The sequence below is a fragment of the Rhizobium sp. FG113 genome (genome assembly GCF_057809895.1).
Map to the genome: position 1 here is coordinate 24,379 of NZ_JBMDKV010000016.1, position 24,969 is coordinate 49,347.

The following is a 24,969-nucleotide window of genomic DNA, read 5'->3' on the forward strand; positions in this document are numbered from 1 at the left end:
GCCCCGGCCGAACCGGGGCTTTCCTTTTCGTCAGTGGAGAACCGGCGCGGCCGGCTGGCGAACAGCCGAGGCAACCGCCAGCTTGCGCTCGGCAAGCGCCCCGAACGCGAGACCGATCACGGTCCACAGGATCGCATGCATGCCGATCGAGGTGGTGCGGAACTGCCAGAGCACCAACGCCGAATAATTCTCCGGCACTTCGTTGATGACAGGCAGCAGATACTGCACGACGCCGATGAAGAGCACATAGGCAAATCCGGCGATGATCGCGCCGTTCCAAGCGCCGAAGTGCGGCGCCAGCCGCCGGGCGAGCGAAATCGCGGCAATCAGCGCGGCGATCGATACCACGATCATGAGAAAGAACATCTCGGTTCTGACCCCGATCGTATCCGGATTGCCGACCGCGGGCGGATTGGCGGGGTACTTGATGTTCGGCACGATGACGACGGCAACGAAGGCGGCGGCAGCGATGACGGCCGAGGTCGCCCGCGCGGTGAGGCTGCTGACGCGACCCTGCACAAAGGCGAAGATCAGCGCGAAAATGCCGCCGACGGCAATCGCATAGGCCATCACGCCGGTAAACAGGCCGATGCCCGCCTGTGTGGCGCGGCTCACCAGCTCCGGCTCGGCCGCTTCACCGGCCGCCTGTGCTGCCGCCTCTTCGAAACCGATCGCCTGGTCGACGAGCGGCTCGCCGAACGTATGGGCAAAGGCAAACACCAGGACGCCAGCGATCAGGCCCGCCAGCATGCCGCGAAGCAAAAGTTTTCCAACCATGTCTCAAACTCCCCAAGCATGCCGCGCAAAAGCGCGTAGCGGTTTTGCGGCAACGACATGCGATAAAACAAAGACTTAAATCGTGAAAAGCGAATCCGAAGGATCGCGACACGATTTAATGGCAGGGAAAGCCGAGCAGGTGTCGGCCGTCATGCACGAATTCGTGCACATACATGCCGTTGAACAGCGCCATCGCGCCTTCTTCGGTGCCGACGAAATAGATGGCGATCAGCATCAGCAGGCCGCCGAAAATGGCCCATGGCAGGATGTCGCCGACGGGAATGGGAGCAGCCACCGAGGTGGGCGCGAGCGTGGTATGAGACATGAATTCCTCCTGGAAAAACGCGTTCAGTCGAGAATGTTCGTGGGTAGGGTCTGACTTCCAGTTTGAGGTATCCTCATCCTGATCACAGTGGCGCGACCGCACCGGAATTTCACCGGCTTCCAAACCTACGAGATCAACGTTATAGCTGCCGGCCTCGACCTGTCAACGCGCTGTCACACAAGGGCACAGCTACAGAGAGGCATCGCTCTCATGATGAGGAAAAAGCCAGCGTGATGACGCGTCTCACCTTCATCTGCCACGGCGCCACCGACGCTATCAGGCAGGCCCGTTTCCCGCTCGACGAGGCGCTGGAGGACAAGGCGATTGTTGAGGCTCAAGCGCTGGCGCCAGCCATGCCGCGCGCCGACCGCGTCTACGCCAGCCCGGCACTGCGCGCCCGCCAGACGGCCGATGCCCTTGGCTTGGAGGCCGACGTCGTCCCCGCCTTGGCCGATTGCGATTACGGCCGATGGGCGGGCCAGTCGATCATGGCGCTGCAGGAGAGCGAACCGGACGCCCTCTCCGCCTGGCTGACCGACACTGACGCGGCGCCGCATGGTGGCGAAAGCATCCGCGCCGTTCACGACCGCGTCGCGCCCTGGATGCAGGCGCAGTCCGCGCTCGGCGGCCATGCCATCGCCATCAGCCATGCCCCCACCATCCGCGTCGCGGTGCTGATCGCGTTGGGAGCGCCGCTCTCGTCCTTCTGGCACATCGATGTCGAGCCGCTTTCCGCGATCAGGATGACCAGCAACGGCACACGCTGGTCGCTGCGCTTCGACCGCGTGTAATTTCGATAGTTTCACATCCAGAAATTTAGATAAGCCTTGCGCAAGCCAATTGCGCAAAAGCTAAATCGCCTGGCATTTCCAGGTGATAATCCTTCGTAAAAGGAGGCCTGACCATGTCTTACGACTGGAACGGGGCGCGGCTGAAACGCACGCGTCTCATGCGGGTTACGGGCGGCGCGATCTTTCTGTGCCTGGCCGTCACCGTATCCATGCTGATGCACCTATAAAGCATGTGAATAGCGGGCGAACGACGATGTTCGCCCGTTTCCTTTTTGTATTTTAACAGATTTAGATACGCCTATGAGTAGGCGGAGATAACTAGAAGTCACCCCCTAGTTTCAACGGATACTTTAGACTTCCGTGCTATATCCCGCCAAGGTGGAGATGGAGTGGGGAGCATGCCGGTATTTTTCCGGAGCAGAGCCGGACGGCAGTGGCTGTCCCTCATGGCGCTTGGCGCGGCCTTGTGGGTCGTCGGCGCGGTGCTGGAATTCGGCGATCTGCTCGCCTTGTTCGTCCAGCAATTCGATAGCTACGGCGCCGACAAGTTGGTGCTGGCACTCGCTGTCGCCGGCACGATGAGCTTCGTCTATTCCGTCCTGCGCATCACCGATCTCCGCAAGGAAATGGACCTGCGCGCCAAGGCGGAAGCCAAGGCCGACTGGACCGCAACGCACGACCACCTGACCAAGCTTCCCAACCGCTACGCCTTCGAACGCGCCGTTCTCCTGCATCGCCGCGCGCAGATCGACGCATACAGCGAGGAATGGGAGCGCAATGTCAGCATCTTCTGCGTCGATCTCGACGGCTTCAAGAAGGTCAACGACCTGATCGGCCACAATGGCGGCGATGCGCTGCTGGTCGAGGTCTCCAAGCGCATCTGCGCCATCGGCAGCGCCGATTCCGTCTATCGTTTCGGCGGCGACGAATTCATCATCGTCGCGACCGGACTGTCGTCGCAGCATGAGGAGCGCCTGTCGCGGCTGCTAATCCAGGCCGTGACCCGCCCGATCCATATCAACGGCTTCGCGGTCGAAGTCGGCGCCAGCGTCGGCTATGACCGCTGGCAGCAGGGCGAACGGCTGGAAGACACCGCCCACCGCGCCGACCTCGCAATGTACGAGGCGAAATCGCGCGGGCCGAACAACTACCTCGCCTTCGAAGCCTCGATGCGCGACAAGGTGGCTCTGCGCGCCTCGCTCGAAGCGAAGCTCCGCGTCGCGATCAAAAACAAGGCGATCCGCCCGTTCTATCAGCCGCTGATCGATCTGAAGACTGACGAGGTCTGCGGCTTCGAGGCGCTCGCCCGATGGACCGACGACGAGGGCAACAGCATTCCGCCCGCAGTCTTCATCGGCATAGCGGAAGAGACCGGGTTGATCACCGTGCTCTTCGAGGATCTGCTGAGCCAGGCTTGCAACGATGCGCTCGCCTGGGACGATCACATAACACTCTCCTTCAACGTCTCGCCGGTGCAGATGGAAGACCGTCTCTTGACGGCGCGCATCTTCAAGGCGCTGACGGTCAACGATCTTCCTGCTCACCGTCTCGAGATCGAGATCACCGAAAACGCCCTGATCCAGGATCCCGCGAGCGCCGCGGCCGTCCTCGATGAGCTCCACGATGCCGGCGTGCAGATCGCGCTCGACGATTTCGGCACCGGCTATTCCAGCCTCTCCCAGCTCGCCAGCTACCGCTTCGACAAGATCAAGATCGACAAGAGCTTCATCGCCACCTATCGCGACGACGAGCGGCAGGAAAAGATCGTGCGCGCCATGCTCGCCCTTGGCGTCAGCCTCAATATCAAGACCACCGCCGAAGGCATCGAGGAGCCGCGTCAGCTGAACCACCTGCTTGAGCTCGGCTGCGATGTCGGCCAGGGCTACTTCTTCGGCCGGCCGATGCCTGCCGCCGATATAAGCGCATTCCTGAGCCAGAGAAACGCGACTTTGGCGGCCGAATAGGCACTCCTCCGGCCCTTCGCCGTAAAATTAGCCATTTGTGATGGAACCATTCGAGATGTGGCGACGTTGGTACGTCGGGTCGCATAGGCGCCATTGTCTGCGGCACGCTTTCGGCGTGCGAAAACGCAGCGATCCACGGTTGGGCACCGCGGTTCCCGATTGAGTGAAGAGTGTACCCTTATTCATAGGAGAGGGATCTTATCATGAATGTTCGCATCCTTACTGCGTCAGCAGCGATACTCATGCTTGCCGGGTCAGCCTCGGCGGCCGACCTTGTCTCCGAGCCACCACCCGCACCCGTCGAGCAGGCAGCACCTGTCTTCACCTGGACGGGCTTCTACACCGGTCTTCAGGGCGGCGGCGCCTGGGGCAATGGTGATTTCTCCGGCATCGGCTCGTCCAATATGAACGGCGGCCTGATCACCGGTTTCGCCGGCTATAACTGGCAGCTGGACAACAGCATCGTGCTGGGTGTCGAAGGCGACGTTTCCTACAACTGGAACTCCGAAGACGTCGGCGTCAACAGCTACAAGTTCGACACGACGGGATCGGTCCGCGCCCGTGTCGGCTATGCGCTTGACCACGCCCTGCTCTACGGCGCGGCCGGCTGGACCGGCGCACGCGGCCATGTCGACACACCTCTCGGCAGCGACAGCGCCACCTTCTCCGGCTGGACAGTCGGCGCCGGTGTCGACTACGCCTTCACCGACAACATCTTCGGCCGCCTTGAATATCGCTACAACGATTACGGCAGCAAGGATCTTCTGGGCGTCGATACCGACTTCAACCAGAACGTCGTGACCGTCGGCGTCGGCTTCAAGTTCTGACGTCGCATATCTTTGGGCGGCAAGCCGCCTGTCGAAAGAGCCCGGTCCTGCGCCGGGCTTTTTCGTGTCGGCAGCAGGCGGAGCCGCGCGGGCGCGTTTCAGGCTTGCGTCAGTTGCGACCGCTATGCGGCGGCTGGGCTGACAACCGAAAGCGATCCGTATGCCGCTTGAAACGCACACCGCGACATCTTCCTCCCCGCGATCCTATTCGCTCGCGCAACGCATCCTGCATTGGCTGACCGCGCTGCTCGTCTTCTTCAATCTCCTCTTCCCCGACGGCATGAACGCCTGGCATCGCAGCATGCGCGTGAGCGGCACTGCGACCTCAGACCAGATCGCAAGCGCCAACATCCACGCCTGGGCCGGCATCGCGATCCTTGTCGCCGTGGCGCTGCGTCTTGTCCTCAGGGCAACGCAGGGCGTACCGGCACACTCTCCCGACGAACCGCCCCTGCTTAGAGCCGCCGCCAGCATCACGCATGGCCTGCTCTATCTTCTGCTGCTCGCCATGCCGCTGAGCGGAATGGCCGCCTATTATCTAGGGATAAGCGCGGCAGGCTCCGTTCATGCCGAGATATTGAAGGTCATCCTGTGGGCCTTGATCGGCCTGCACGTGCTCGGAGCGCTCGCCCACCAGTTCTATTGGAAGAGCGACAGGCTGCGGCGGATGACGGTCGGATAAGCGGGCGGGCATCGAACGCAAAGATCTGTGGGCTTCGCCTGATAGCGCCGGCGATTTCCTTGTCCGACTCACCATCAGAAGGTAAGAACACGCTAATAGACGGCCGCGTGACAGGCCGAACCGTTAGTACGTCCTCAACCTCTAACGCATAAAATCTCAATCAAATTCAGCAGCATAGACTGCCGCCGCGCACCCACGCGGCGAGCCGAAAGGTGTGATCATGCGCATATCATTCATGATTTCAGTATTGGCGACAATGCTGATGGCCTTCCCCAATACCGGCACGGCCGGCTCCACGCTGCGCGCATCCCGCTCGATCGGCGCGCCCATCGGCTTCCCCTCGGCCTGCAGCCGCTATGCCTGGCTCTGCCACAACACCAGCAGCGGCGAGATCAGCGACGAAAAGGCGATGCCGCTTCTGAAGAAGATCAATCGCGATGCCAATTCGAGCGTCCGGCCGGCAACGGACTATGCCACGACGGGCAAGGCCGAATACTGGTCGCTGCCGATCAACAACAAGGGCGATTGCGAAGACTACGCGCTTTTGAAGATGAAGTCCCTACTTGACGCCGGCTTTCCCGCAAACAAGCTCGCCATCTCAGTGGTCATCGACCGCAACGGCGGCAACCACGTCGTGCTTCTCGCCCGCCTGAAATCGGGTGACTACGTGCTCGACAATCTCGCAGGCAGCGTAAAGCCCTGGTCGAGCACCGGATACACCTTCCTCGCCAGCCAGAATTTCAACAACAAGAGCGCATGGCAAGTGACGCTAGCCGGACCGCGCGCGGCCCAGTTCTCCGGCACCTGAGAGCCTTCGGCCCAAACGTTGCCGCTAACCGCGCTTTTTGCCGAGCGCCGAAGCCAGAATGCCTAAACCCCAAAAGCCCGGGCACCTCGCCCGGGCTTGATGTTTGCGACGGTGAAATGGCGCGGCTCTTGTAGCCCGCCGCCATTTCCCCATCGAGGCATGTGCGAGCGTGGCTTAGTTGCCGCTGCTGCCGCCGGCGCCACCCTGGCCGCCAGAGCCACCGGAACCGCCGCCGCCGCTGCCGCCGTTGCCGCCGTTGCCGCCAGCACCGCCGTTGCCGCCGCCGGGACCGCTGCCGCCGCCGCCGCCGCTGCCGCCGTTACCGCCGCCGCCGCCGCTGCTGCCATTGCTGGAGCCGTTGCCGCCGTTGCCGCCGCTGCCACCAGCACCGCCGTTACCGCCGCCGTTGTTGCCGCCAGCACCGCCGTTGCCGCCGGAGCCGCCGCCGCCGCCGCCGCCAGCGCCACTACCGCTGCCGCCATTGCCGCCGTTGCCACCGTTGCCAGCCGCACCGCCGTTGCCGCCGTTGTTGCTGCCGCCGTTGCCGCCGTTGCCTGCAGCACCGCCGTTACCACCGCTGCCGCCGCCGTTGCTGCCGCCATTGCCGCCAGAACCACCGTTGCCACCGCTTCCGCCGAAGCCACCGTTGTTGCTGCCGCCATTGCCGCCATTGCCGGCCTTGCCGCCGTTACCACCGTTGCCACCGTGGTTGTCGCCGCCATTGCCGCCTTTGCCGCCGTTGCCGCCCTTGCCGCCTTTGCCGCCGCGGTTGTTGCCGCCGTTGCCGCCGTTACCGGCTGCACCGCCGTTACCGCCGTCGCCGCCCCACCAGCTGCCGCCAGTGCCGCCGCCGCCGCCGTTGCCGCCATTGCCGCCATCGCCGCCTCGGTTGTTGCCGCCGCGACCGCCGTTACCGGCTTTACCGCCGTTACCGCCGTCACCGCCCCACCAGCTGCCAGCGTTGCCGCCGCCGCCGCCGTTACCACCGTTGCCGCCGTCGCCGCCTCGGTTGTTGCCGCCGTTGCCGCCATTGCCGGCATTGCCGCCGTTGCCGCCCTTGCCGCCATGGTAGCTGCCGCCATTTCCGCCGCCGCCGCCATTGCCGCCATTGCCACCGTTGCCGCCGTAGTTGTCGCCGCCATTGCCGCCGTTGCCGGCATTGCCGCCGCTACCACCGCCGCCACCGCCACTGCCGTGGCCATGTCCGTGGCCATTACCATTGCCGGGGTCGTTCCAACCACCGCCATTGTTGTTGCCGCCATGATGGCGGCCACGATGACGGCCGCGACCGTTGCCGTCATCCTCGCCGCCAGGATCACTGACTACGGTGATCGGGTCGGCGCTTGCGCTACTGCTACCACCGCCGCCACCACCGTTGCTGGAAGACCCGTTGTTCCCGTTCCGGCCACGGTCATGGTTGGAATCCGTGAAGGGGTTTACGTCAAAAATCGACTGCACCGGGAAGCACAGTCGCTCCTCAATCGATCCCGGCTGCACGCTTCTGCAATCGAGATTGAGCGCCTGGGCGCTCCCTAGGCTCGTTCCTGCCAGCAGAAATCCTACACTGACAGAGAGCTTCAATAGTGTTCTGTTCATTTCGCTCACTCCCATCGTTAACGTGGCGTTAACAGGGAATTTTTATATGAGTGAGCTATAAATTAGAAAGGACAAATAAAAATGAGGAGCGTACTCATTTCGGCTGCAATTGCATTATTTAGTATAAAAGCATCATCTAATAGTAGATAATCGCGGAACCACCGAGTAACACAAGGAGCTTTATATGCGGAGAATTGCGGCCATTCTAAGTTTTGTTATGAGTATTCCTTTAATTTCTAGTCAGAGTTTTGCAGGATCTGAAATTCCCGCCAGCCGTTCTATCTCTCCACCTGTAGGCTTCGGTGCAGCCTGTGCCAAATATGGATGGGTATGCCATGGTAAGGGGGGCGTCGACATCGGCGACAAGGAAGCGCTGCGGGCGCTTCAGGAGGTCAACCGCTTCGTAAACTCGAAGGTGAAGCCCACCGAGGACCGCATCACGAAGGGCCGTCGTTCGGACAACTGGACGCTGCCCGTCAACAACAAGGGCGACTGCGAGGACTATGCCCTCCTGAAGATGAAGACCCTGCTCGACATCGGCTTTCCGACCAGCAAGCTGGCGCTTTCGGTGGTCCTCGATCGCAGCGGCGAAAACCATCTCGTGCTGATCGCCCGTCTGAAGTCCGGCGATTACGTGCTCGACAATCTCGCCTACAACGTCAAGCCATGGCAGCGCACCGGCTACACCTTCCTCGCCAGCCAGAACTTCAACAGCAAGGCCAATTGGCAGGTGACCCTGGCAGGGCCTCGCGCCAGCCAGTTCATCAAGGGCTGAAAGGGCCTTATCGGCGCAATCAATCATTGAAGGCCGCGCATTGCGGCCTTCACAACCGGCGCTGGAATCTCTCGCCTCGCTGGTACAATTGAATATGTGGCGAATGAGATACACGTTTTGCAATGCAGCATGAGCGGCCTCACCGCCGCAATGTTGTCATCGGACTGTCATCGGCCATCCAGTAGGCAAATTCCTATCAACCACGATAGGAACGCCCCCTATGACTATCCGTACCATCCTCCTTGGCTCCGCCGCCGCCATGAGCATCATGTCGACAGCGCAGGCCGCCGACGCCATCGTCGCGGCCGAACCCGAAGCCGTCGAATACGTCCGCGTCTGCGACGCTTACGGCACCGGCTACTTCTACATCCCCGGCACCGAAACCTGTCTTTCGGTCGGCGGTTATATCCGCGTCGAAGAACGTTTCGGCCGCAACGTCTCCGGTACGTCCGACTGGAACTCCTGGACCCGTGGTCAGGTCACGCTGAGCTCCAAGAGCGAGACCGAATACGGTACGCTGACCGGCGTCATCACGCTGCGCACCAACGCCGAAAACGCCACCAACCAGACCGCCCTTCTGCAGGAAGGCTATATCGACCTCGCCGGCTTCCGCGTCGGCATGCAGTATTCCTGGTGGGATAACGACCGCAGCATCGGCACCGGTGAAACCGACGTGATCTCGAGCAACCAGACGATCCACAACTCGGTTCGCTACATGTACGAGACGCCGAACTTCAGCGCCGGCGTGTCCGTCGACGAACTGGAAGAACGCTATCGCACCAAGCCAGGCGAAGGCCCGAACAATGTCGGTGTCACCGGCCAGCTCTTCGGCAAGGCCGGCGCCGTCAGCGGCTACCTGCTTGCCGGTTACGACACCGACACCGAGGAAGTCGCATTGCGCGGCATCTTGTTTGCCGACATCGGCCCGGGCCAGCTCGGCCTTTACGGCCTGTGGGCCAGCGGCGCCAACTACTATTACGAGGAATCCGAGTGGGCGCTCGGCGCGCAATACGTCTACAAGGCCACCGACAAGCTCACGATCATCCCCGGCTACCAGTATTTCAGCAAGATTTCGCTGGATTCCAACGGCGAGTTCACCGGCGGCGACGCATGGCGCGCCGGCGTGACCGTCGACTACAAGATCGCCACCAACCTGCTCACCAAGCTCAGCGTCCAGTATTACGACCCTGACAACGCCCCCGAGCAGGTCCAGGGCTTCCTGCGCTTCCAGCGCACCTTCTAAGCAAACACAAAAAGACCTGGGCCGCGCTTCGGCGCGGCTCGCTCTTCTTCTGTCTTTAGTGCTGGGCCTGCCAATCCGCGCGAAAAGTTGCATCGTCGCCACGCAATAGCCGGCTCAGGACTGAGAAAAGGCGAGGACGTGTTTTTTTGGTGGCGGAACAATGCGATCCGACCTATCGTTTCCCCTAGGCAATGGAGGTTGCCGAAGGAGGAAAACATGAACGATAGCGTTTTTGGCTTTCTGGTCGCCGCGGAAATGTCCGCACTGTTTTGGGCTGGTGTATTCCTGGTGGCCGGCACATTGTCTTAAGACGTTGTTATTGCCGGAAGAATGGTAGCGGGGGGCGGAATTGAACCGCCGACCTCAGGGTTATGAATCCTGCGCTCTCACCAACTGAGCTACCCAGCCAAACCACCTAACGATGCCGTTTGCGATGCGCCCGGCTCGTTGAATGAGCGGCTTATAAGGCGGCCTTCACGGTCATGTCAAGCACATGATCGAGAAAATCACCGGGCTTTTGTCACGCCGCAACGGCACCTGCCAGAAGCGCCTTCAGCGATGCTTCCGCTGCCGGCTCGCGTTCCGAGCGCTCGATGAAACCACCGCCATAGACACGCGCATTGTCGCCCGGCGCCGAATAAAGCGCGCAGGCCTGACCGGGCGCGACACCCGCCTCGCCAACCGCGAGATCGACGTAGATGCCGGTGTGATCGGCATGCAGCACGGCTGGCGTCGGCATGCGCGTCGAGCGCACCTTGGCGAAGCAGGCAAAGCCTTCGCCCGCAGCCGCCTGTGCAAGCTCCTCGTCTCCCAGCCAGTTCACGTCGCGCAGATAGACGCGGTGCGTCTCCAGCGCCTCCTTCGGGCCGACGATGACGCGCCGCGAGCGGGCGTCGAGATAGAGGACGTAGAGCGGCTCGCCGGTGGCAACGCCGATACCGCGCCGCTGGCCGATCGTGTAGTGCAGGATGCCCTCATGCTGGCCGAGCACGCGGCCGTCCAGATGCACGATCTCGCCCGCCAGCGCCGCGTTCGGCTTCAGCTTGTTGATGATGTCGGTGTACTTGCCCTGCGGCACGAAACAGATGTCCTGGCTGTCGGCCTTCTTGGCGACGACGAGGCCCATCTCTTCGGCGAGCTTGCGGGTCTCCGCCTTCGGCAGCCCGCCGAGCGGGAAGCGCAGATAGTCGATCTGCTCCTGCGTGGTGGCGAACAGGAAATAGCTCTGGTCGCGATCGGCGTCAGCCGGGCGGTAGAGCGCGCGACGGCCGGGATTGCCGGGCGCCGGGTTGGCGCCGGAGCGGATATAATGACCGGTCGCCAGCGCATCGGCGCCGAGCTCGCGCGCGGTCTCAAGCAGATCGGCGAACTTGACCGTCTGATTGCACGACACGCAGGGGATCGGCGTCTCGCCGGCGACATAGCTTTCCATGAACGGATTGATGACGGTGTCGCGGAAGCGCTTTTCGTAATCCAGCACATAGTGTGGAATGCCGAGCGTTTCGCAGACCCGGCGCGCATCGTCGATATCCTGGCCGGCGCAGCACGAACCGGCGCGATGCACGGCCGCGCCATGATCGTAGAGCTGCAGCGTGATGCCGAGCACATCATAGCCCTGCCGCTTCAAAATGCCGGCCACGACCGAGCTGTCGACGCCGCCAGACATGGCCACGACAACGCGCGTATCTTCCGGCCTCTTGTCAAAATCCAGTGTGTTCACGGGGGTGCTGCCAATTCAAAAGGGTATCTCGATCCGCCCTATCCTACAGAATTTTGGCGGATTTGCATCGCGACCAACGGGATCGACCGCCGGTTCTTGTCTGGCGGTGGATATAGAAAGGATTGGGGGCGGGTGCAAGGGGCGGTGATTTTGGGTGGGGTGGGCGTTTTGGCGTGTGGTGCTTGGTCTCATAACTGTTGTGCCGTGAGATACCCCCCTCTGCCCTGCCGGGCATCTCCCCCACAGGGGGGGAGATCGACTCGTGGTTAGGTTTGCGCCAACCAGTGAAGGTGGAGCGAGCAGCTGCGCCCAGCCGATCTCCCCCCTTGTGGGGGAGATGTCCGGCAGGACAGAGGGGGGTATCACAAGGCACACCCTCTCCAAACAAGCACCGCACCCACACCCCTCAAGCCGCCGTCGAAGCCACCACACCCCCGCCCGCAATCAACCGCTCGGCCTCCGCAAGCGGCATCGGCTTGCCCAGCAGATACCCCTGAACCTCGTGAAACCCCTCCTGGCGCAATCGCAGCAGCTGCGCGTCGGTCTCGATCCCCTCGGCCAGCGTCGTCGCGTTGAAGCCGGAGCCGATACCAACAACGGCGCGCACGATCGCCAGGTTACCGGGGTCGGTGTCGATGCCGGCGATGAAGCTGCGGTCGAGCTTGATCTTGTCGAAGGCAAAGGCGCGCAGATAGCTGAAGGAGGAATAGCCGGTGCCGAAATCGTCGATGGCGATGCGGATACCGAGTTCCTTCAGCGCCTTCAGGAGCGGCAGGCTCTGGCCGACATCGGCGAGGAAGACCGATTCCGTGATTTCGATCTCCAGCCGCGACGGCCGCAACCCGCTCTCGTCGAGCGCGGAGATGACGCTCGCAAGCAGGCTGTTATGGCGAAACTGGCTGACCGAGAGATTGACGGCCACCTTCAGGTTCGACGGCCAGCGTGCAGCGGTCCGGCAGGCCTCGCGCAGCACCCACTCGCCGATCGCAACGATCAGCCCGGTCTCTTCCGCCACGGGAATGAACTCCATCGGCGGCACCAGCCCGCGCTCCGGATGGTTCCAGCGGATCAGCGCCTCGAAGCCGCCGAGACCGTCATTTTCCAGCTGCACGATCGGCTGGTAGTAGAGCTCGAACTGGTTCTTCTGCAGCGCCTCGCGCAGCTCCACCGTCAGCAGGTGCCGGCGCTCGGCCTCAAGCCGCATCGAAGGCTCGTAGAAACGATAGGTCGAGCGGCCGCTTTCCTTGGCGGCATAGAGCGCGAGGTCGGCATGGCGCATCAGCACGTCGTCGTCTTCGGCATGATCGGGCGCCAGCGCGATGCCAATACTGCAGGTGACATGCTCGTTGACGCCATCGAGATCGAAGGGCGAGGAGAGCGACGCAAGCAGTCGCTCGGCGAACCGCTCGATACAGCCGGCCTCCCGGAAGCCGACCACCAGCGCGAACTCGTCGCCGCCGAGACGCGCCACGAGATCGCCGTCGTCGGCAAGCCCAGTCAGCCGCGCGGCCACCTGGCGGAGCAGCGCATCGCCGGCCGCATGGCCCTTGCTGTCATTGATATGCTTGAAGTGATCGACATCCAGATAGAGCAGCGCCACCGGCTTGTCGGCGGTGGCAAGCGAAGAGACGCGCTTGATGTGCTCGGCGAAGAAGGCACGGTTCGGCAGGCCGGTCAGAACGTCGTGCATGGCCATATAGGCAAGCCGTGCCTCGACGGACCGCTCCTCGGTCACATCCTGCGAGATGCCGAGCAGGTAGCGTGGCGCGCTACCATCGGGCGACGGCAGGGCGCGCTTCACCGTTCTCAAGATACGCTGCTGGCCATCTGAGCGCTGCATCGTCTCTTCGAAGCTGATCGCCGCAGGCGCGGCGAAGGCCCGGGCATCCTGCTCGCGAAACGCAGCCGACTGCTCCTTGTCGAAGAAGAGGTGATCGCTGCAGCCGACGACGTCGACAGAACGACGGCCGACGATTTCGCCGCAGGCTTCATTGAAGAGGATATAGAGACCATCTGCGTCCATGTCCTTGACGAACACGCCGACCGGCAGGTTGTCGACAATGCTGTCCAAGAGCGAGCGCGTGTCGCTGACTTCGCGATGTGCGGCATTGACCTCGGTACGGTCCTGCACGATGGCGAGGATCGCGTCGCGGCCGTTGAAGCGCACGCCGCGCCCATAGGTCAGCACCTCGAGCATGGTGCCGTCGGCCTTCAGATGCGTCCAGCGCTCGGCCCGCTCCATGTCGGTGCGCGCATGCACGGCTGTCAGCATCCGCTGGCGCTCATGCGCGGGGCGGATGTCGAGCACGGTCATGCCTTCATAGGCTTCACGCGAGTAGCCATAGAGATCGACGGCGGCGTTGTTGACGATCAGGAAGCGCAGCGTATCGGGGTCGTAGACCCACATCGGCGACGGATGGGTTGCGAAGAGAGACTGGAAATCATCATTGGGAGTATCGGTCGAAACGAATGCTCTCTGAATACCTGTCATCGGCAATGTCACAATCATATGATTTTGATGGCTGATTCCGGCGACTATAGTGAAAAAAACTAAATAAAATCAGAATCATAGTTCGCACAAACTTTAGGCGAACCGCCCTCATGATGTGCAGCGCTAACCGCTTGTTATGATGTTTCGCGGCTTTTCTTCACACACTGGAAAGGTCTGCACAAAGATCGGACAACTCAGTGATGGTTATGTGCACACTGCCCGTGGTCGGCCAGAACCTCGATCACCCGGCACTGATCGACCCGCCCATGGCCACACCCGGCGACCATGGCCTCCAGTTCCACCTTCAACGCCATCAGGCTGCGGATGCGCTGCTCGACATCGATGAGCCGCGCCTTGGCGATCGCGTCGGCCGAGGCGCAGGACTGGTTCGGATCGTCCTGCAGGACGAGCAGCGTGCGGATGGCATCCACCTCGAAGCCAAGTTCGCGGGCATGGCGGATGAACACCAGGCGCCTGATATCGGCGGGCTCGTAGGAGCGCTGGTTGCCCTCGCTGCGGCTCGGCGCGCTCAATAGCCCTATGCCCTCGTAATAGCGGATGGTCGGCACCTTCACGCCGCTCTGGCGCGATGCCTCGCCGATAGTAATCTTTTTCATCATTTCCCCCTTGCACCTCTAGTCGCTAGAGGATGTAGGAAGGATGCTCGTCAATGACAAGGAAGCCCATAAGGAAGCCGATGATGAGCGACAGGATCGAGAAGCGCTACAGGGTCGAGGGCATGGATTGCGCCAGCTGCGCGGCCAAGATCGATACCGCCGTGCGCCGCGTCTCCGGCGTCGAGGACGTTTCGGTGTCGGTAACCGCAGGCACCATGACCGTGCGCCACGACGGCAGCAGCGACCTTGCCGCGATCGAAAAGAAGGTGACTGGCCTCGGCTACGGTCTGCGCCCCTTCGCGACCGCCGATGCACCCCGACCGAGCGGCCACGGCGCCGAGCATGTGCACGGACCGGACTGCGGTCACGATCACGGACACAGCCACGCGCGGGACCACGCGCACGACGACCATGATCATGATCACCATGACCACGCACACGATCATGCTCACGACAGCCAAAGCGCCCCCGCCGAAATCGAGGGGCTGCATGGACATGACCATGCGCCCATGTCCGGCCCATGGTGGCAGAGCCGCAAGGGCCGCCTGACGATCCTCTCGGGCGCCGCCCTCGTCATCGCCTACATCGTTGGCCATCTCGTTCCCTCGATCGCGCCCTATGCCTTTATCGCCGCCATGCTTGTTGGTCTCATCCCGATCGCCCGCCGCGCGATCATGGCCGCGCTGTCGGGCACGCCCTTCTCGATCGAGATGCTGATGACCATCGCCGCCGTCGGCGCCGTCATCATCCATGCCGGCGAAGAGGCCGCGACCGTGGTCTTCCTGTTTCTGGTCGGCGAACTGCTGGAAGGCGTCGCGGCCGGCAAGGCGCGCGCCAGCATCCAGTCGCTGACGACGCTGGTGCCGAAAAGCGCCCTTCTCGAAGAGGGCGGCGTAACCCGTGAGGTGCCGGCCGAAACGCTTGCCGTCGGCTCGATCATCCTCGTGCGCCCCGGCGACCGCATCTCCGCCGACGGCATCATCTTGTCCGGCGAAAGCGCGATCGACGAGGCCCCGGTGACAGGCGAAAGCACGCCGGTGCGCAAGGGCGAAGGCGACGTCGTCTTCGCGGGAACCGTCAATGGCGACGCGGCACTGCGCGTCAAGGTCACCGCTGCCGCCGCAGACAACACCATCGCCCGCGTCGTGCGGCTCGTGGAGGAAGCGCAGGACAAGAAGGCGCCGACTGAGCGCTTCATCGACCGCTTCTCGCGCTACTACACACCGGGTGTCGTCGTCGTTGCCGCCCTCGTCGCCATCCTGCCGCCGCTGATTGCCGGCGGCGCCTGGGACGAGTGGATCTACAAGGGCCTTGCGATCCTGCTGATCGGCTGCCCCTGCGCGCTGGTCATCTCCACGCCCGCCGCCATCGCCGCCTCGCTGTCCTCAGGCGCACGGCGCGGCCTGCTGCTCAAGGGCGGAGCGGTTCTCGAGACCTTGGGCAAGATCAACGCGGTAGCGCTCGACAAGACTGGCACGCTGACCGAGGGCAAGCCTGTCGTCACCGACATATTGAGCTTCGGAAAGCCCGAGGCCGAGGTACTGACCTATGCCGCGGCACTTGAGACCGGCTCCAGCCACCCGCTGGCGCTCGCCATCCTCGGCAGGGCCGCGCGCGACGCCATCGCCATCCCGCAGGCAACCGACGCCAAGGCGCTTGGCGGCAAGGGCGTGACCGCCACTGTGGCCGGCCAGCCGGTCTTCCTCGGCTCCCCCAAGGCCGCCGCCGAAATCGCGACACTCTCAGACGAGCAGCAGGCGCGCATCACCAGGTTGAACGACGAAGGCAAGACCGTCTCCGTGCTTGTTGTCGGCGACCAATTGGCCGGCGCCATCGCCATGCGCGACGAGCCGCGCGACGACGCCAAATCGGGCCTCAAGGCGCTGACCGACGCAGGCGTCAGGATCGTCATGCTGACGGGCGACAACGCCCGCACCGCTAATGCCATCGGCCAGGAACTCGGCATCGAGGTCCGCGCCGAGCTGATGCCGGAGGACAAGCAGCGCATCGTCGGCGAGTTGCAGAAGAGTGGCCTGAAAGTCGCAAAGGTCGGCGACGGCATCAACGACGCGCCGGCGCTGGCCGCGGCCGATGTCGGCATCGCCATGGGCGGCGGCACGGATGTGGCGCTGGAGACCGCCGACGCCGCGATCCTGCACGGCCGCGTTTCCGACGTCGCCGCCATGATCGCGCTGTCGAAGCGCACCATGCGCAACATCGGCGAAAACATCTCGATCGCGCTCGGCCTGAAAGCTGTTTTCCTAGTCACGACCATCGCCGGCATCACCGGGCTTTGGCCCGCCATCCTCGCCGACACCGGCGCCACGGTGCTGGTGACGATAAACGCATTACGATTGCTGCGGCCGGTTTCGTCACAGGCTTAAGACTGCGTTAACAGCACGCGTGGCGCGCATTTTCCCCTGAATATCGAGGGGTGAAGAGCGCCACGCTCCGCAGAGCGTGTATTCGCCAATCAATTCAACTAGATGCAAATTTAGATCATTAAACTTGTCTTAAAAAGCGACGGCTGTTTGAGAGATTTTCGCAAGGGATTGCCTCTATCCGGCGCGAGTTATTCAATTTCCAAGGCTTCGCATATGTTACTCGACGGCATATTTTATCCCAACCAACCCTCCGGGGGATCCAGTTCCTCGACAAGCGCACCCCAAAGCGCCTCGGAGACATCGCCCGCGCCCGAGCAATCCACCTCCCCCTCCCCGGCAAGCGAAGAGCCCATCAGCTACCCGCCCGAGGAAACGGACGACCAGACCTACACCGCCCAGCCCCAAACCGAACCGCAAACCGAGCATCCGGCCAATTCCGAGCCCGAGGCAGCAGCTCCGGCCGAACCAGAGCCGCAGCAGGCAGCCCCCTCGCAGCAGGCAAGCGAGCCGGTGACCACCGGCGAGGCCAGCGAGCCAGCCGAACAACCGGCCACGCAGACGCAGCCGGCCTCTGCCGACGAGGCCGCGCCGGCACAGCCGCAACAGAGCACCGCCGCCACGCCCGCCAACGACAATAGCAGCACCGCACCGGCGTCCGGCACCGGCGCGACCGGCGGCACGGCTCCCGTAGCAACGCCATTGCCGGCCGCTCCGGCGCACACGGCAAGTGCATCGGCCACGAAGGCATCGGCAACGTCGGCACGAGCCGTCGGCAAAAGCGATGATATCGACCTCACCGATCTCGTGCGCAAGCAGGCTGAGCAGACGAGCGAATCCCAGCGGCTCCTGTCTATGTTCGCCGACGGCTCGACCGGCGCGGCATCGCCGTTCCTGTCGCTCTTCGGCGTCGAGGCCGGCAGCGAAGAAAGCCGCGTCAACGCCGTCACGCTTCTCTACCAGCAGTTTTGACGGCGCGCGTCGCGAAACGACCGCGGCCAATATCACAAAGCCCGGCGCAGCCTCCCGCGCCGGGCTTTCGCGTTTCGGCGCTGCAACCGGAAAGTGGCGCCTGCCACATTCTGGAACCTATCTCTTCCTCGCGCGTTTGTGATCGAGGAGGAGAAGCACCATGACCAATGATTTCAATCGTCCGAATGCCGCGAACACCCCACCGGCGAAGAGTTCGTCGAAGACGATGTGGGTTGCAATCGCACTTCTGGTCGTCATCGTCGCCCTGGCGGCAACCTATTGGCCAAGGGGCGCATCCGCTCCCACGGCAACCGCGCCAAGCGCGACGGCACCCGTGACCGAACCCGCGGCACCGGCTACGCCACCCGCCTCGCAGGCCACCCCGCCGGCTGCAACACCGCCGGCCGCAGCGCCCGCGACACCGGCAACGCCTGCACCAGCGACCCCGGCACCCGCAACGCCGGCTCCCGCGAACCCGCAGTAAAGTCGGTCGACCGCAGATAACGAAAAGCCCGCCAGTTCAGGCGGGCTTTTTTGCATGCGTGACCGATGCTTAGTTCTGGCCGGCCTTCAGCACCCGGTGCGTGCTGTCATCGACGGCATTGCCCATCTGGCGGCCATCCTTGGCGAGGCCGTTGGCGGTGTTGGCGCAGGACGACAGGGCCAGCAGCGAGGTGAGCGCAATGGCGATGGCGGCGGCAAATCGTGTCATGAAAATCTCCCCAGTGTTCAGAATAGTGAAGTGATCGGCCGGAGCGGCACGCAATCGGGTAGATAGCGCCCGCCCGCCTGTGATCAACGCCGCTGCGAGAACTCGAAACAGAAAACCCGGCACAGTCGCCTGCGCCGGGTCTCTTCACATCTTCCCTGGGAGGAAAGCCTCAATCAACAGCAAATACGAGCGGCTTGGCCTGTCGGATTGCCGGGTTGGCGGTCAATTTTCCAAGGACATCGTCACTGACGGGACCATCGACGTAAAGCAGCGCGATCGCGTCACCGCCCTGCTCGCCACGGCCGAGCTGGAAGTTGGCGATGTTGACGCCGGCGGCACCCAGCGTCGTGCCGATGAAGCCGATCATGCCGGGAACGTCGGTGTTGGAGATGTAGACCATGTTCGCGCCGACATCACCGTCGAGGTTGATGCCCTTGATCTGGATGAAGCGCGGCTTGCCGTCGGAGAAGACCGTGCCGGCGACCGAGCGGGTCTGCTTGTCGGTCTTGACCGTCAGCTTGATGTAGCCGTCGTAAACGCCGGTCTTGTCGCGCTTGACCTCGGAGAGCACAATGCCCTTTTCCTTGATCATGATCGGCGCCGAAACCATGTTGACGTCGGCGACCTGGTTGCGGATGAGGCCGGCGAGCAACGCAGATGTCAGAGCCTTGGTGTTCATCGTCGCGGTCGCGCCGTCGAACAGAATCTCGATCTCCTTGATCGGGTCTTCCGAGACCTGGCCGACGAAGGCGCCGAGAACGTCGGCGAGCTTGATGAACGGCTTCAGGATCGGCGCTTCTTCAGCGGTGATCGACGGCATGTTGATGGCGTTGGAAACGGCACCCTTGACGAGGTAGTCCGACATCTGCTCGGCAACCTGCAGGGCAACGTTTTCCTGCGCTTCCGTGGTCGATGCGCCCAAGTGCGGCGTGCAGACGACGTTGGGAAGGCCGAACAGCGGGCTTTCCTTGGCGGGCTCGACTTCGAAGACGTCGAAGCCGGCGCCGGCGACGTGGCCGGACTTGATGGCTTCGGCAAGCGCTGCTTCGTCGACCAGGCCACCACGGGCGCAGTTGATGATGCGAACCCCGGGCTTGGTCTTCGCGAGGTTTTCCTTGCCGAGGATGCCGCGGGTCTTGTCGGTCATCGGCACGTGCAGGGTGATGAAGTCGGCCTTGGCGAGCAACTCATCGAGCTCGACCTTGGTGACGCCCATTTCCTGAGCACGCTCGACAGAGAGGAAGGGGTCGTAGGCGAGAACATGCATGCCGAGGCCAATGGCCTTCTTGCAGACGATGCCGCCGATATTGCCGGCGCCGATGACGCCGAGCGTCTTGCCGGTGATTTCGACACCCATGAACTTCGACTTTTCCCACTTGCCGGCCTGCGTGGACGAATCCGCTGCAGGCAGCTGGCGGGCAACGGCGAACATCAGCGCGATGGCGTGTTCAGCGGTCGTGATCGAGTTGCCGAACGGCGTGTTCATGACGATGATACCGCGGCGCGAGGCGGCCGGGATATCGACGTTATCGACGCCGATGCCGGCGCGGCCGATGACCTTGAGGTTGGTCGCAGCCGCGATCAGCTTTTCCGTCGCCTTGGTGGCGGAGCGGATGGCGAGACCGTCGTAATTGCCGATGATTTCGGCGAGCTTATCCTTGTCCTTGCCGAGCTGCGGCTGGAAATCGACTTCGACGCCGCGATCACGGAAGATCTGGACGGCGGTTTCCGACAGTTCGTCGGATACGAGAACGCGAGGTGCCATTGGGGGCTTCCTTCAAAAGGTTCAACGATGGAATGTAATCGGGATTGCGAGGCTCCGCCTTTTCAGCGGAGCCGGATGCGATCAACTCAGGCAGCAGCCTGGGAAAGCGTTGCCTTCTGGGTCGAAAACGCCCAGGAGAGCCACGGCATCAGCTTCTGCATGTCTGCAGTTTCGATGGTGGCGCCGGCCCAGATGCGCAGGCCCGACGGCGCGTCGCGGTAATGGCCGATGTCGTAGGCGACACCTTCCTTGTCGAGCAGGCTGACGATGCCCTTGGCGAAGTTCGCCTGGCCGTCGGCGTCGAGCGCCAGAACGTCCTTGTCGGTGATCTTCAGGCAGACCGAGGTGTTGGAAGCCGTCTCGGCCTTGACCGAAAGGTTGGCGATCCAGTCATTGGCGGCGACGAAGTCGGCGATGACCTTGGCATTGGCGTCGGCGCGGGCCATCAGGCCCTTCAGGCCGCCAACATCCTTCGACCACAGCAGCGCATCGATATAGTCCTCGACGCAGAGCATCGACGGCGTGTTGATGGTTTCGCCGGTGAAGATGCCCTCGATCAGCTTGCCGCCCGAGGTCATGCGGAAGATCTTCGGCAACGGCCAGGCCGGCGCGTAGGTCGTCAGACGCTCGACGGCGCGCGGCGACAGGATGATGACGCCATGAGCGCCCTCACCGCCGAGAACCTTCTGCCAGGAGAAGGTGACGACATCGAGCTTGGCGAAATCGAGGTTCTGCGCGAAGGCGGCAGAGGTCGCGTCGCAGATCGTCAGACCCTTGCGGTCGGCGGGAATGAAATCGCCATTCGGGACGCGAACGCCCGAGGTGGTGCCGTTCCAGGTGAAGACGACGTCGCGGTCGAAATCGATGGTCGAAAGGTCAGGCAGTTGGCCGTAACCGGCTTCGATCTTGCGAACGTCTTTCAGCTTCAGCTGCTTGACGACATCGGTGACCCAACCGGCGCCAAAGCTTTCCCAGGCGACCATATCGACGCCGCGCTCGCCGAGCAGCGACCAGAGCGCCATTTCGACGGCGCCGGTATCGGAAGCAGGCACGATGCCGATGCGGTAATCCGCCGGCACTTCGAGAACTTCGCGTGTGAGATCAATGGCTTGCTTGAGCTTCGTCTTTCCGATCTTCGCACGATGCGAACGGCCGAGCGGCGCGTCGGAAAGGGCTTCGAGCGACCAACCGGGGCGCTTCGAGCAAGGGCCAGAAGAAAAATGGGTGTTGTTCGGACGGACGTCCGGCTTCGCGGTGGCAGTGGCCATATGTATACCCTTCCAGGTAATTAGCCTCTCGTTGGGGAGAGGTGTCCCGCCGCCGTTGATACAGATGTGGCCAGATATCGTCAACTTACAAATGTCGCGCCCTTATGATTTTTTTGACGCAGGAGCGACGCGGCGGGAAACGGGAAAAGCCGCCCCGAGGGACGGCTTTCCAAGATTTGGAGACAATGTCTCGTTTGAATACAGGGCCTTACTTGTAGACCGGCTGCTGCAGTGGAATTTCCGGAGCAGGCTCGTAGGACGCCGTCTGGCAACCGCCGAACAGGTAGCGAGCGCCGACGCGTGCTTCGTGAACGTTGAAGCCCTTGTCGCGGCCCGGGCCGCCGTTTTCGTTATAGCCGAACATGTCGCCGCCGTTGACATGCAGGAAGCGATAGCCGACGTCGGCCTTGACGTTGCAGGTCACGTCGATCGACGCACCGGCCATCAGGCCGTAGCTGAAGCGCCAGCCGCCCTTGCCGCCGTGGATGACCGTGTCATCGCAACCATTGCCGCTGCCGCTGGTGTCGCAAGACGTGTTGTTGAGGTCCTTCCACTTGACGTAGGTGCCGCCGATGCCTGCGCCGACGTAAGGCGTGACGTAGCCGTAGGTGCCGAGATCGACATAGGCGTTGGCCATCAGCGACCATGCGGTCAGCGAGGAAAGATCGGTCGAGGAGCAGGTAACCTGGCAGGCGCCGAAGGCAGAGCCGCCGCCGCTGGTCGAACCGTGGAAGTCGGACTTGCCGAGATAATCCAGCGTCACGTCGGTGCGGAGATAGTTGTTGATCTGGTAACCGACACCGCCGCCGATGGTCCAGGCATCGTCGAGATCGGAGCGGTCGAAATCGACTTCACTGGCATTGCTGCCCTGGAAGTATTTGGCGCCACGCAGGTCGTTGAAGCCGTAGCCGACATCGCCGCGCAGATACCAGCCGGTCGCTTCGGTCACGGTGACCTCGGGAGCGGCGATCGGTTCGGCGGGCATGAGGTCCGCGGCATAAGCATTCGAGGTAATGAGCAATGCGGCGAAGACGCCAGACAAGCTTCTCTTCATGGATCCCACTCCAAGGTTCGACGCCTGGCAGGATCGAGCTCCGCCAGTTGAATACGTTTCGGTAAGGATAATGAAGTGGAAACGTTAAGCGCTGCTTAACTGTAATTGTCAAACATCGCCTTTTACTCAAAGGCACTGGCAAACCGCTGATTTGGTTCTGATTTTAATACTGAAGCACACATCAGGCGGACGCGGTCAAAGCCTGCGGAGAGCACCACCCGCGCGTCGCTGCCACGCTAATAAAAAGCGCCCGACTTAACAAAGTTAATAGCGGTTCTGGCCATAAGCGCGTAGGGTGCATTGTCGGTCAGGACTTTTAAGGCAATGACCGCTTGGGAGTTACTAAGCGCTTCCGCCCCTTTATGGAGGTGCGCCCATGTCCAAGCTCAATAGAGCTATTTCGTTCGAAGAAGATTTATCGCCCGTTTTCGATGCCCTGTCGCTTTGGTGCAGGGAGCAGAAATTCGGGGCCGACAGTCTGCAAGGCTGCGCAGCCGCATCGAGGCTGCTCGACTTCTTCGAAGACGGTGCCATCACGACACCAGCGCTTCTCGAGCTCATGCGTCGAGACGTGACCTGACAAAATCGCGATGTACAAATGAGAATGCCCAGCCAAAGGCTGGGCATTGGAAGCTTGTGGACGGTGCCTGACGAATGTCAGGCGGCCGTGCGCACGCTTGAGATCGTGCCGATCAGGTCGTTGACGATGCGCTCGATCTGGCTGCGATCGTCGCCTTCCGCCATGACGCGGATGAGCGGCTCGGTGCCCGACGGGCGGATGACCAGACGGCCGCTCTTGGCAAGCTCAGCTTCGGCCTCGGCGATCGCCTGCTGCACATGCAGGTCTTCCAGCGGCTTGCCGCCGGAATAGCGCACGTTGCGCAGAAGCTGCGGCACGGGCTCGAAACGGCGGCAGATTTCGCTCACCGTCTTGCCGGTGCGCTTGACCGCGACCAGGATTTGCAGCGCGGCCACGAGGCCGTCGCCGGTCGTGCCGTAATCCGACAGCACGATATGGCCGGACTGCTCCCCACCGACATTGTAATTATTGTTGCGCATGTGCTCGACAACATAGCGGTCGCCGACAGCCGTGCGCACCAGGCCAAGCCCCTTGCCCTGTAGGAAGCGCTCCAGGCCGAGATTGGACATGACGGTGGCGACGATGGCATCGCCGCGCAGCTGCTGGCTCTCGGCATAGCTTTCGGCAATGACGGCCATCAGCTGGTCGCCATCGACGATCGCGCCGTTCTCATCGACGATGATGACGCGGTCGGCGTCGCCATCGAGCGCGATGCCGATATCGGCGCGCACTTCGTCTACCTTCTTCTGCAAGGCCACCGGGCTGGTGGAGCCGCAGTTGAGATTGATGTTGGTGCCATTCGGCTCGTTGCCGATGACGACGACGTCGGCGCCCAGTTCCCAGAGCACGGCCGGTGCCACCTTGTAGGCGGCGCCGTTGGCGCAATCGATCGCGATCCTCAGCCCCTGCAGCGTCACGTCGCGCGGCAGCGTGCGCTTGGCATGCTCGATATAGCGGTCATGAACGCCATCGACGCGCTTGGCGCGGCCGATATCGTCGGACTTGGCGAGCTGCGCGCTCATGTCCTTCTCGAGCAGATCCTCGATCTGCATTTCCAGATCATCAGACAGCTTGTAGCCATCGGGACCGAAGAGCTTGATGCCGTTGTCTTCGTAAGGATTGTGCGAGGCGGAGATCATCACGCCGATATCGGCGCGCAGCGAGCGCGTCAGCATGGCGACGGCAGGCGTCGGGATCGGGCCGAGAACGAAGGCGTCGAGGCCGGCGGCGGTGAAGCCCGCGACCATGGCGTTTTCGAGCATGTAGCCGGAAAGCCGCGTATCCTTGCCGATAACGACCCGGTGGCGGTGGTTGCCGCGACGGAAGATCGTGCCTGCCGCGATACCGACCCGCATCGCGAGATCCGGCGTCATCGGAAACACATTGGACTGACCGCGAATACCATCAGTGCCGAAATAGCGTCTTTTCATATGCACCCCTGTGCCTTGAGCGCGCGTTACGCTGCGCATCGTCGTGTCTGCAAATTGCACGCCTGCGCGTGTTCCCTCGCCAGAGAGGCCTTCATTGAGGCCACCTTATGTCAGCGGAATGCCACAAAACGCGGCAACCATCACGTCAATTAACGAGAAAATCGATTATATCCCGTTACCAACGAAAAAGG

Annotated in this window: 22 protein-coding genes and 1 tRNA gene; 11 read left to right on the plus strand and 12 right to left on the minus strand. The window is 62.5% G+C overall.

What is annotated here, in order from left to right; translation table 11 throughout:
• Nucleotides 1–30: 30 nt before the first annotated feature.
• Both ACODTZ_RS27165 and ACODTZ_RS27170 read right to left on the minus strand, forming a co-directional pair.
• Nucleotides 31–777: a CbtA family protein gene (locus ACODTZ_RS27165; RefSeq protein ID WP_489029468.1), complete on the minus strand. Its 747-nt coding sequence runs from the start codon at nucleotides 775–777 to the stop codon at nucleotides 31–33.
• Between the two features lie 115 nt (nucleotides 778–892).
• Nucleotides 893–1,102 (minus strand): CbtB domain-containing protein, encoded by a 210-nt coding sequence (locus ACODTZ_RS27170; RefSeq protein ID WP_018902549.1) that lies wholly within the window; start codon nucleotides 1,100–1,102, stop codon nucleotides 893–895.
• Nucleotides 1,103–1,332: 230 nt separating this feature from the next.
• Between ACODTZ_RS27170 and ACODTZ_RS27175 the strand changes: the two genes are divergently transcribed.
• The 5 genes from ACODTZ_RS27175 to ACODTZ_RS27195 all read left to right on the plus strand — a co-directional run bounded on the left by ACODTZ_RS27175 (nucleotide 1,333) and on the right by ACODTZ_RS27195 (nucleotide 6,174).
• Nucleotides 1,333–1,893, plus strand: coding sequence for a histidine phosphatase family protein (locus ACODTZ_RS27175; RefSeq protein WP_489029470.1), 561 nt, complete (start codon nucleotides 1,333–1,335; stop codon nucleotides 1,891–1,893).
• 398 nt (nucleotides 1,894–2,291) lie between these two features.
• Nucleotides 2,292–3,857 carry a putative bifunctional diguanylate cyclase/phosphodiesterase gene (locus tag ACODTZ_RS27180; RefSeq protein ID WP_489029472.1) on the plus strand — a complete coding sequence of 522 codons (1,566 nt, stop codon included), beginning with the start codon at nucleotides 2,292–2,294 and terminating at the stop codon, nucleotides 3,855–3,857.
• A gap of 203 nt (nucleotides 3,858–4,060) precedes the next feature.
• Entirely contained in the window at nucleotides 4,061–4,684 is a 624-nt protein-coding gene (locus ACODTZ_RS27185; protein ID WP_047509289.1) for an outer membrane protein, read from the plus strand.
• Between the two features lie 160 nt (nucleotides 4,685–4,844).
• Nucleotides 4,845–5,366 (plus strand): cytochrome b, encoded by a 522-nt coding sequence (locus tag ACODTZ_RS27190; protein WP_489029475.1) that lies wholly within the window; start codon nucleotides 4,845–4,847, stop codon nucleotides 5,364–5,366.
• 256 nt (nucleotides 5,367–5,622) lie between these two features.
• Complete coding sequence (locus tag ACODTZ_RS27195; RefSeq protein ID WP_489029642.1) at nucleotides 5,623–6,174, plus strand: transglutaminase-like cysteine peptidase; 552 nt, start codon at nucleotides 5,623–5,625, stop codon at nucleotides 6,172–6,174.
• 174 nt (nucleotides 6,175–6,348) lie between these two features.
• Here ACODTZ_RS27195 and ACODTZ_RS27200 read toward each other — a convergent pair whose 3' ends face one another.
• Nucleotides 6,349–7,770, minus strand: a complete 1,422-nt coding sequence (locus tag ACODTZ_RS27200) for a hypothetical protein (RefSeq protein ID WP_489029477.1) — start codon at nucleotides 7,768–7,770, stop codon at nucleotides 6,349–6,351.
• Between the two features lie 184 nt (nucleotides 7,771–7,954).
• Here ACODTZ_RS27200 and ACODTZ_RS27205 point away from each other — a divergent pair, with 184 nt between their 5' ends.
• Complete coding sequence (locus ACODTZ_RS27205) at nucleotides 7,955–8,545, plus strand: transglutaminase-like cysteine peptidase (RefSeq protein WP_047509295.1); 591 nt, start codon at nucleotides 7,955–7,957, stop codon at nucleotides 8,543–8,545.
• Nucleotides 8,546–8,765: 220 nt separating this feature from the next.
• Complete coding sequence (locus tag ACODTZ_RS27210) at nucleotides 8,766–9,788, plus strand: porin (protein ID WP_489029479.1); 1,023 nt, start codon at nucleotides 8,766–8,768, stop codon at nucleotides 9,786–9,788.
• Nucleotides 9,789–10,119: 331 nt separating this feature from the next.
• On the opposite strand, the gene ACODTZ_RS27215 is transcribed toward ACODTZ_RS27210, so the two are convergent.
• The 4 genes from ACODTZ_RS27215 to ACODTZ_RS27230 form a co-directional block, all read right to left on the minus strand.
• Nucleotides 10,120–10,196: transfer RNA gene (locus ACODTZ_RS27215), tRNA-Met, on the minus strand.
• A 112-nt stretch (nucleotides 10,197–10,308) separates the two neighbouring features.
• Nucleotides 10,309–11,508 (minus strand): tRNA 2-thiouridine(34) synthase MnmA, encoded by a 1,200-nt coding sequence (gene mnmA, locus ACODTZ_RS27220; RefSeq protein ID WP_489029481.1) that lies wholly within the window; start codon nucleotides 11,506–11,508, stop codon nucleotides 10,309–10,311.
• Nucleotides 11,509–11,914: 406 nt separating this feature from the next.
• Entirely contained in the window at nucleotides 11,915–13,999 is a 2,085-nt protein-coding gene (locus tag ACODTZ_RS27225; RefSeq protein WP_489029483.1) for a putative bifunctional diguanylate cyclase/phosphodiesterase, read from the minus strand.
• A 194-nt stretch (nucleotides 14,000–14,193) separates the two neighbouring features.
• Nucleotides 14,194–14,616 (minus strand): MerR family transcriptional regulator, encoded by a 423-nt coding sequence (locus tag ACODTZ_RS27230; protein ID WP_489029485.1) that lies wholly within the window; start codon nucleotides 14,614–14,616, stop codon nucleotides 14,194–14,196.
• A gap of 83 nt (nucleotides 14,617–14,699) precedes the next feature.
• On the opposite strand from ACODTZ_RS27230, the gene ACODTZ_RS27235 reads away from it, so the two are divergent.
• From ACODTZ_RS27235 to ACODTZ_RS27245, 3 genes are all read left to right on the plus strand, one after another.
• A complete protein-coding gene (locus ACODTZ_RS27235; RefSeq protein WP_489029487.1) occupies nucleotides 14,700–17,000 on the plus strand; it encodes a heavy metal translocating P-type ATPase in 2,301 nt (766 codons plus the stop codon).
• 213 nt (nucleotides 17,001–17,213) lie between these two features.
• Complete coding sequence (locus ACODTZ_RS27240; RefSeq protein WP_489029489.1) at nucleotides 17,214–17,969, plus strand: hypothetical protein; 756 nt, start codon at nucleotides 17,214–17,216, stop codon at nucleotides 17,967–17,969.
• 160 nt (nucleotides 17,970–18,129) lie between these two features.
• On the plus strand, nucleotides 18,130–18,453 hold the full coding sequence (locus ACODTZ_RS27245) for a hypothetical protein (RefSeq protein WP_489029491.1): 324 nt from the start codon (nucleotides 18,130–18,132) through the stop codon (nucleotides 18,451–18,453).
• A gap of 69 nt (nucleotides 18,454–18,522) precedes the next feature.
• On the opposite strand, the gene ACODTZ_RS27250 is transcribed toward ACODTZ_RS27245, so the two are convergent.
• The 4 genes from ACODTZ_RS27250 to ACODTZ_RS27265 all read right to left on the minus strand — a co-directional run bounded on the left by ACODTZ_RS27250 (nucleotide 18,523) and on the right by ACODTZ_RS27265 (nucleotide 22,768).
• On the minus strand, nucleotides 18,523–18,681 hold the full coding sequence (locus ACODTZ_RS27250) for an entericidin (RefSeq protein ID WP_111563287.1): 159 nt from the start codon (nucleotides 18,679–18,681) through the stop codon (nucleotides 18,523–18,525).
• A 169-nt stretch (nucleotides 18,682–18,850) separates the two neighbouring features.
• The gene (gene serA, locus ACODTZ_RS27255; RefSeq protein ID WP_209191552.1) at nucleotides 18,851–20,446 is read right to left on the minus strand and encodes a phosphoglycerate dehydrogenase; all 1,596 of its coding nucleotides are present in this window, start codon (nucleotides 20,444–20,446) and stop codon (nucleotides 18,851–18,853) included.
• An 86-nt stretch (nucleotides 20,447–20,532) separates the two neighbouring features.
• Nucleotides 20,533–21,714: a phosphoserine transaminase gene (locus ACODTZ_RS27260; protein ID WP_489029494.1), complete on the minus strand. Its 1,182-nt coding sequence runs from the start codon at nucleotides 21,712–21,714 to the stop codon at nucleotides 20,533–20,535.
• Between the two features lie 208 nt (nucleotides 21,715–21,922).
• The gene (locus ACODTZ_RS27265) at nucleotides 21,923–22,768 is read right to left on the minus strand and encodes an outer membrane protein (RefSeq protein WP_047509320.1); all 846 of its coding nucleotides are present in this window, start codon (nucleotides 22,766–22,768) and stop codon (nucleotides 21,923–21,925) included.
• 376 nt (nucleotides 22,769–23,144) lie between these two features.
• Here ACODTZ_RS27265 and ACODTZ_RS27270 point away from each other — a divergent pair, with 376 nt between their 5' ends.
• Nucleotides 23,145–23,348: a hypothetical protein gene (locus ACODTZ_RS27270; RefSeq protein ID WP_113239163.1), complete on the plus strand. Its 204-nt coding sequence runs from the start codon at nucleotides 23,145–23,147 to the stop codon at nucleotides 23,346–23,348.
• 77 nt (nucleotides 23,349–23,425) lie between these two features.
• Here ACODTZ_RS27270 and glmM read toward each other — a convergent pair whose 3' ends face one another.
• Nucleotides 23,426–24,778 (minus strand): phosphoglucosamine mutase, encoded by a 1,353-nt coding sequence (glmM, locus tag ACODTZ_RS27275; protein WP_489029497.1) that lies wholly within the window; start codon nucleotides 24,776–24,778, stop codon nucleotides 23,426–23,428.
• Between the last annotated feature and the right edge of the window lie 191 nt (nucleotides 24,779–24,969).

Bases quoted from the DNA above. Each gene is read 5' to 3' on its own strand.
- serA (WP_209191552.1), bottom strand. From the start codon at position 20,446: ATGGCACCTCGCGTTCTCGTATCCGACGAACTGTCGGAAACCGCCGTC.
- ACODTZ_RS27190 (WP_489029475.1), top strand. From the start codon at position 4,845: ATGCCGCTTGAAACGCACACCGCGACATCTTCCTCCCCGCGATCCTAT.
- ACODTZ_RS27170 (WP_018902549.1), bottom strand. From the start codon at position 1,102: ATGTCTCATACCACGCTCGCGCCCACCTCGGTGGCTGCTCCCATTCCC.
- ACODTZ_RS27270 (WP_113239163.1), top strand. From the start codon at position 23,145: ATGTCCAAGCTCAATAGAGCTATTTCGTTCGAAGAAGATTTATCGCCC.
- ACODTZ_RS27210 (WP_489029479.1), top strand. From the start codon at position 8,766: ATGACTATCCGTACCATCCTCCTTGGCTCCGCCGCCGCCATGAGCATC.
- ACODTZ_RS27200 (WP_489029477.1), bottom strand. From the start codon at position 7,770: ATGAACAGAACACTATTGAAGCTCTCTGTCAGTGTAGGATTTCTGCTG.
- ACODTZ_RS27165 (WP_489029468.1), bottom strand. From the start codon at position 777: ATGGTTGGAAAACTTTTGCTTCGCGGCATGCTGGCGGGCCTGATCGCT.
- glmM (WP_489029497.1), bottom strand. From the start codon at position 24,778: ATGAAAAGACGCTATTTCGGCACTGATGGTATTCGCGGTCAGTCCAAT.
- ACODTZ_RS27245 (WP_489029491.1), top strand. From the start codon at position 18,130: ATGACCAATGATTTCAATCGTCCGAATGCCGCGAACACCCCACCGGCG.
- ACODTZ_RS27230 (WP_489029485.1), bottom strand. From the start codon at position 14,616: ATGAAAAAGATTACTATCGGCGAGGCATCGCGCCAGAGCGGCGTGAAG.
- ACODTZ_RS27260 (WP_489029494.1), bottom strand. From the start codon at position 21,714: ATGGCCACTGCCACCGCGAAGCCGGACGTCCGTCCGAACAACACCCAT.
- ACODTZ_RS27185 (WP_047509289.1), top strand. From the start codon at position 4,061: ATGAATGTTCGCATCCTTACTGCGTCAGCAGCGATACTCATGCTTGCC.
- ACODTZ_RS27265 (WP_047509320.1), bottom strand. From the start codon at position 22,768: ATGAAGAGAAGCTTGTCTGGCGTCTTCGCCGCATTGCTCATTACCTCG.
- ACODTZ_RS27225 (WP_489029483.1), bottom strand. From the start codon at position 13,999: ATGACAGGTATTCAGAGAGCATTCGTTTCGACCGATACTCCCAATGAT.
- ACODTZ_RS27235 (WP_489029487.1), top strand. From the start codon at position 14,700: ATGAGCGACAGGATCGAGAAGCGCTACAGGGTCGAGGGCATGGATTGC.
- ACODTZ_RS27205 (WP_047509295.1), top strand. From the start codon at position 7,955: ATGCGGAGAATTGCGGCCATTCTAAGTTTTGTTATGAGTATTCCTTTA.
- ACODTZ_RS27195 (WP_489029642.1), top strand. From the start codon at position 5,623: ATGCTGATGGCCTTCCCCAATACCGGCACGGCCGGCTCCACGCTGCGC.
- ACODTZ_RS27250 (WP_111563287.1), bottom strand. From the start codon at position 18,681: ATGACACGATTTGCCGCCGCCATCGCCATTGCGCTCACCTCGCTGCTG.
- ACODTZ_RS27180 (WP_489029472.1), top strand. From the start codon at position 2,292: ATGCCGGTATTTTTCCGGAGCAGAGCCGGACGGCAGTGGCTGTCCCTC.
- ACODTZ_RS27240 (WP_489029489.1), top strand. From the start codon at position 17,214: ATGTTACTCGACGGCATATTTTATCCCAACCAACCCTCCGGGGGATCC.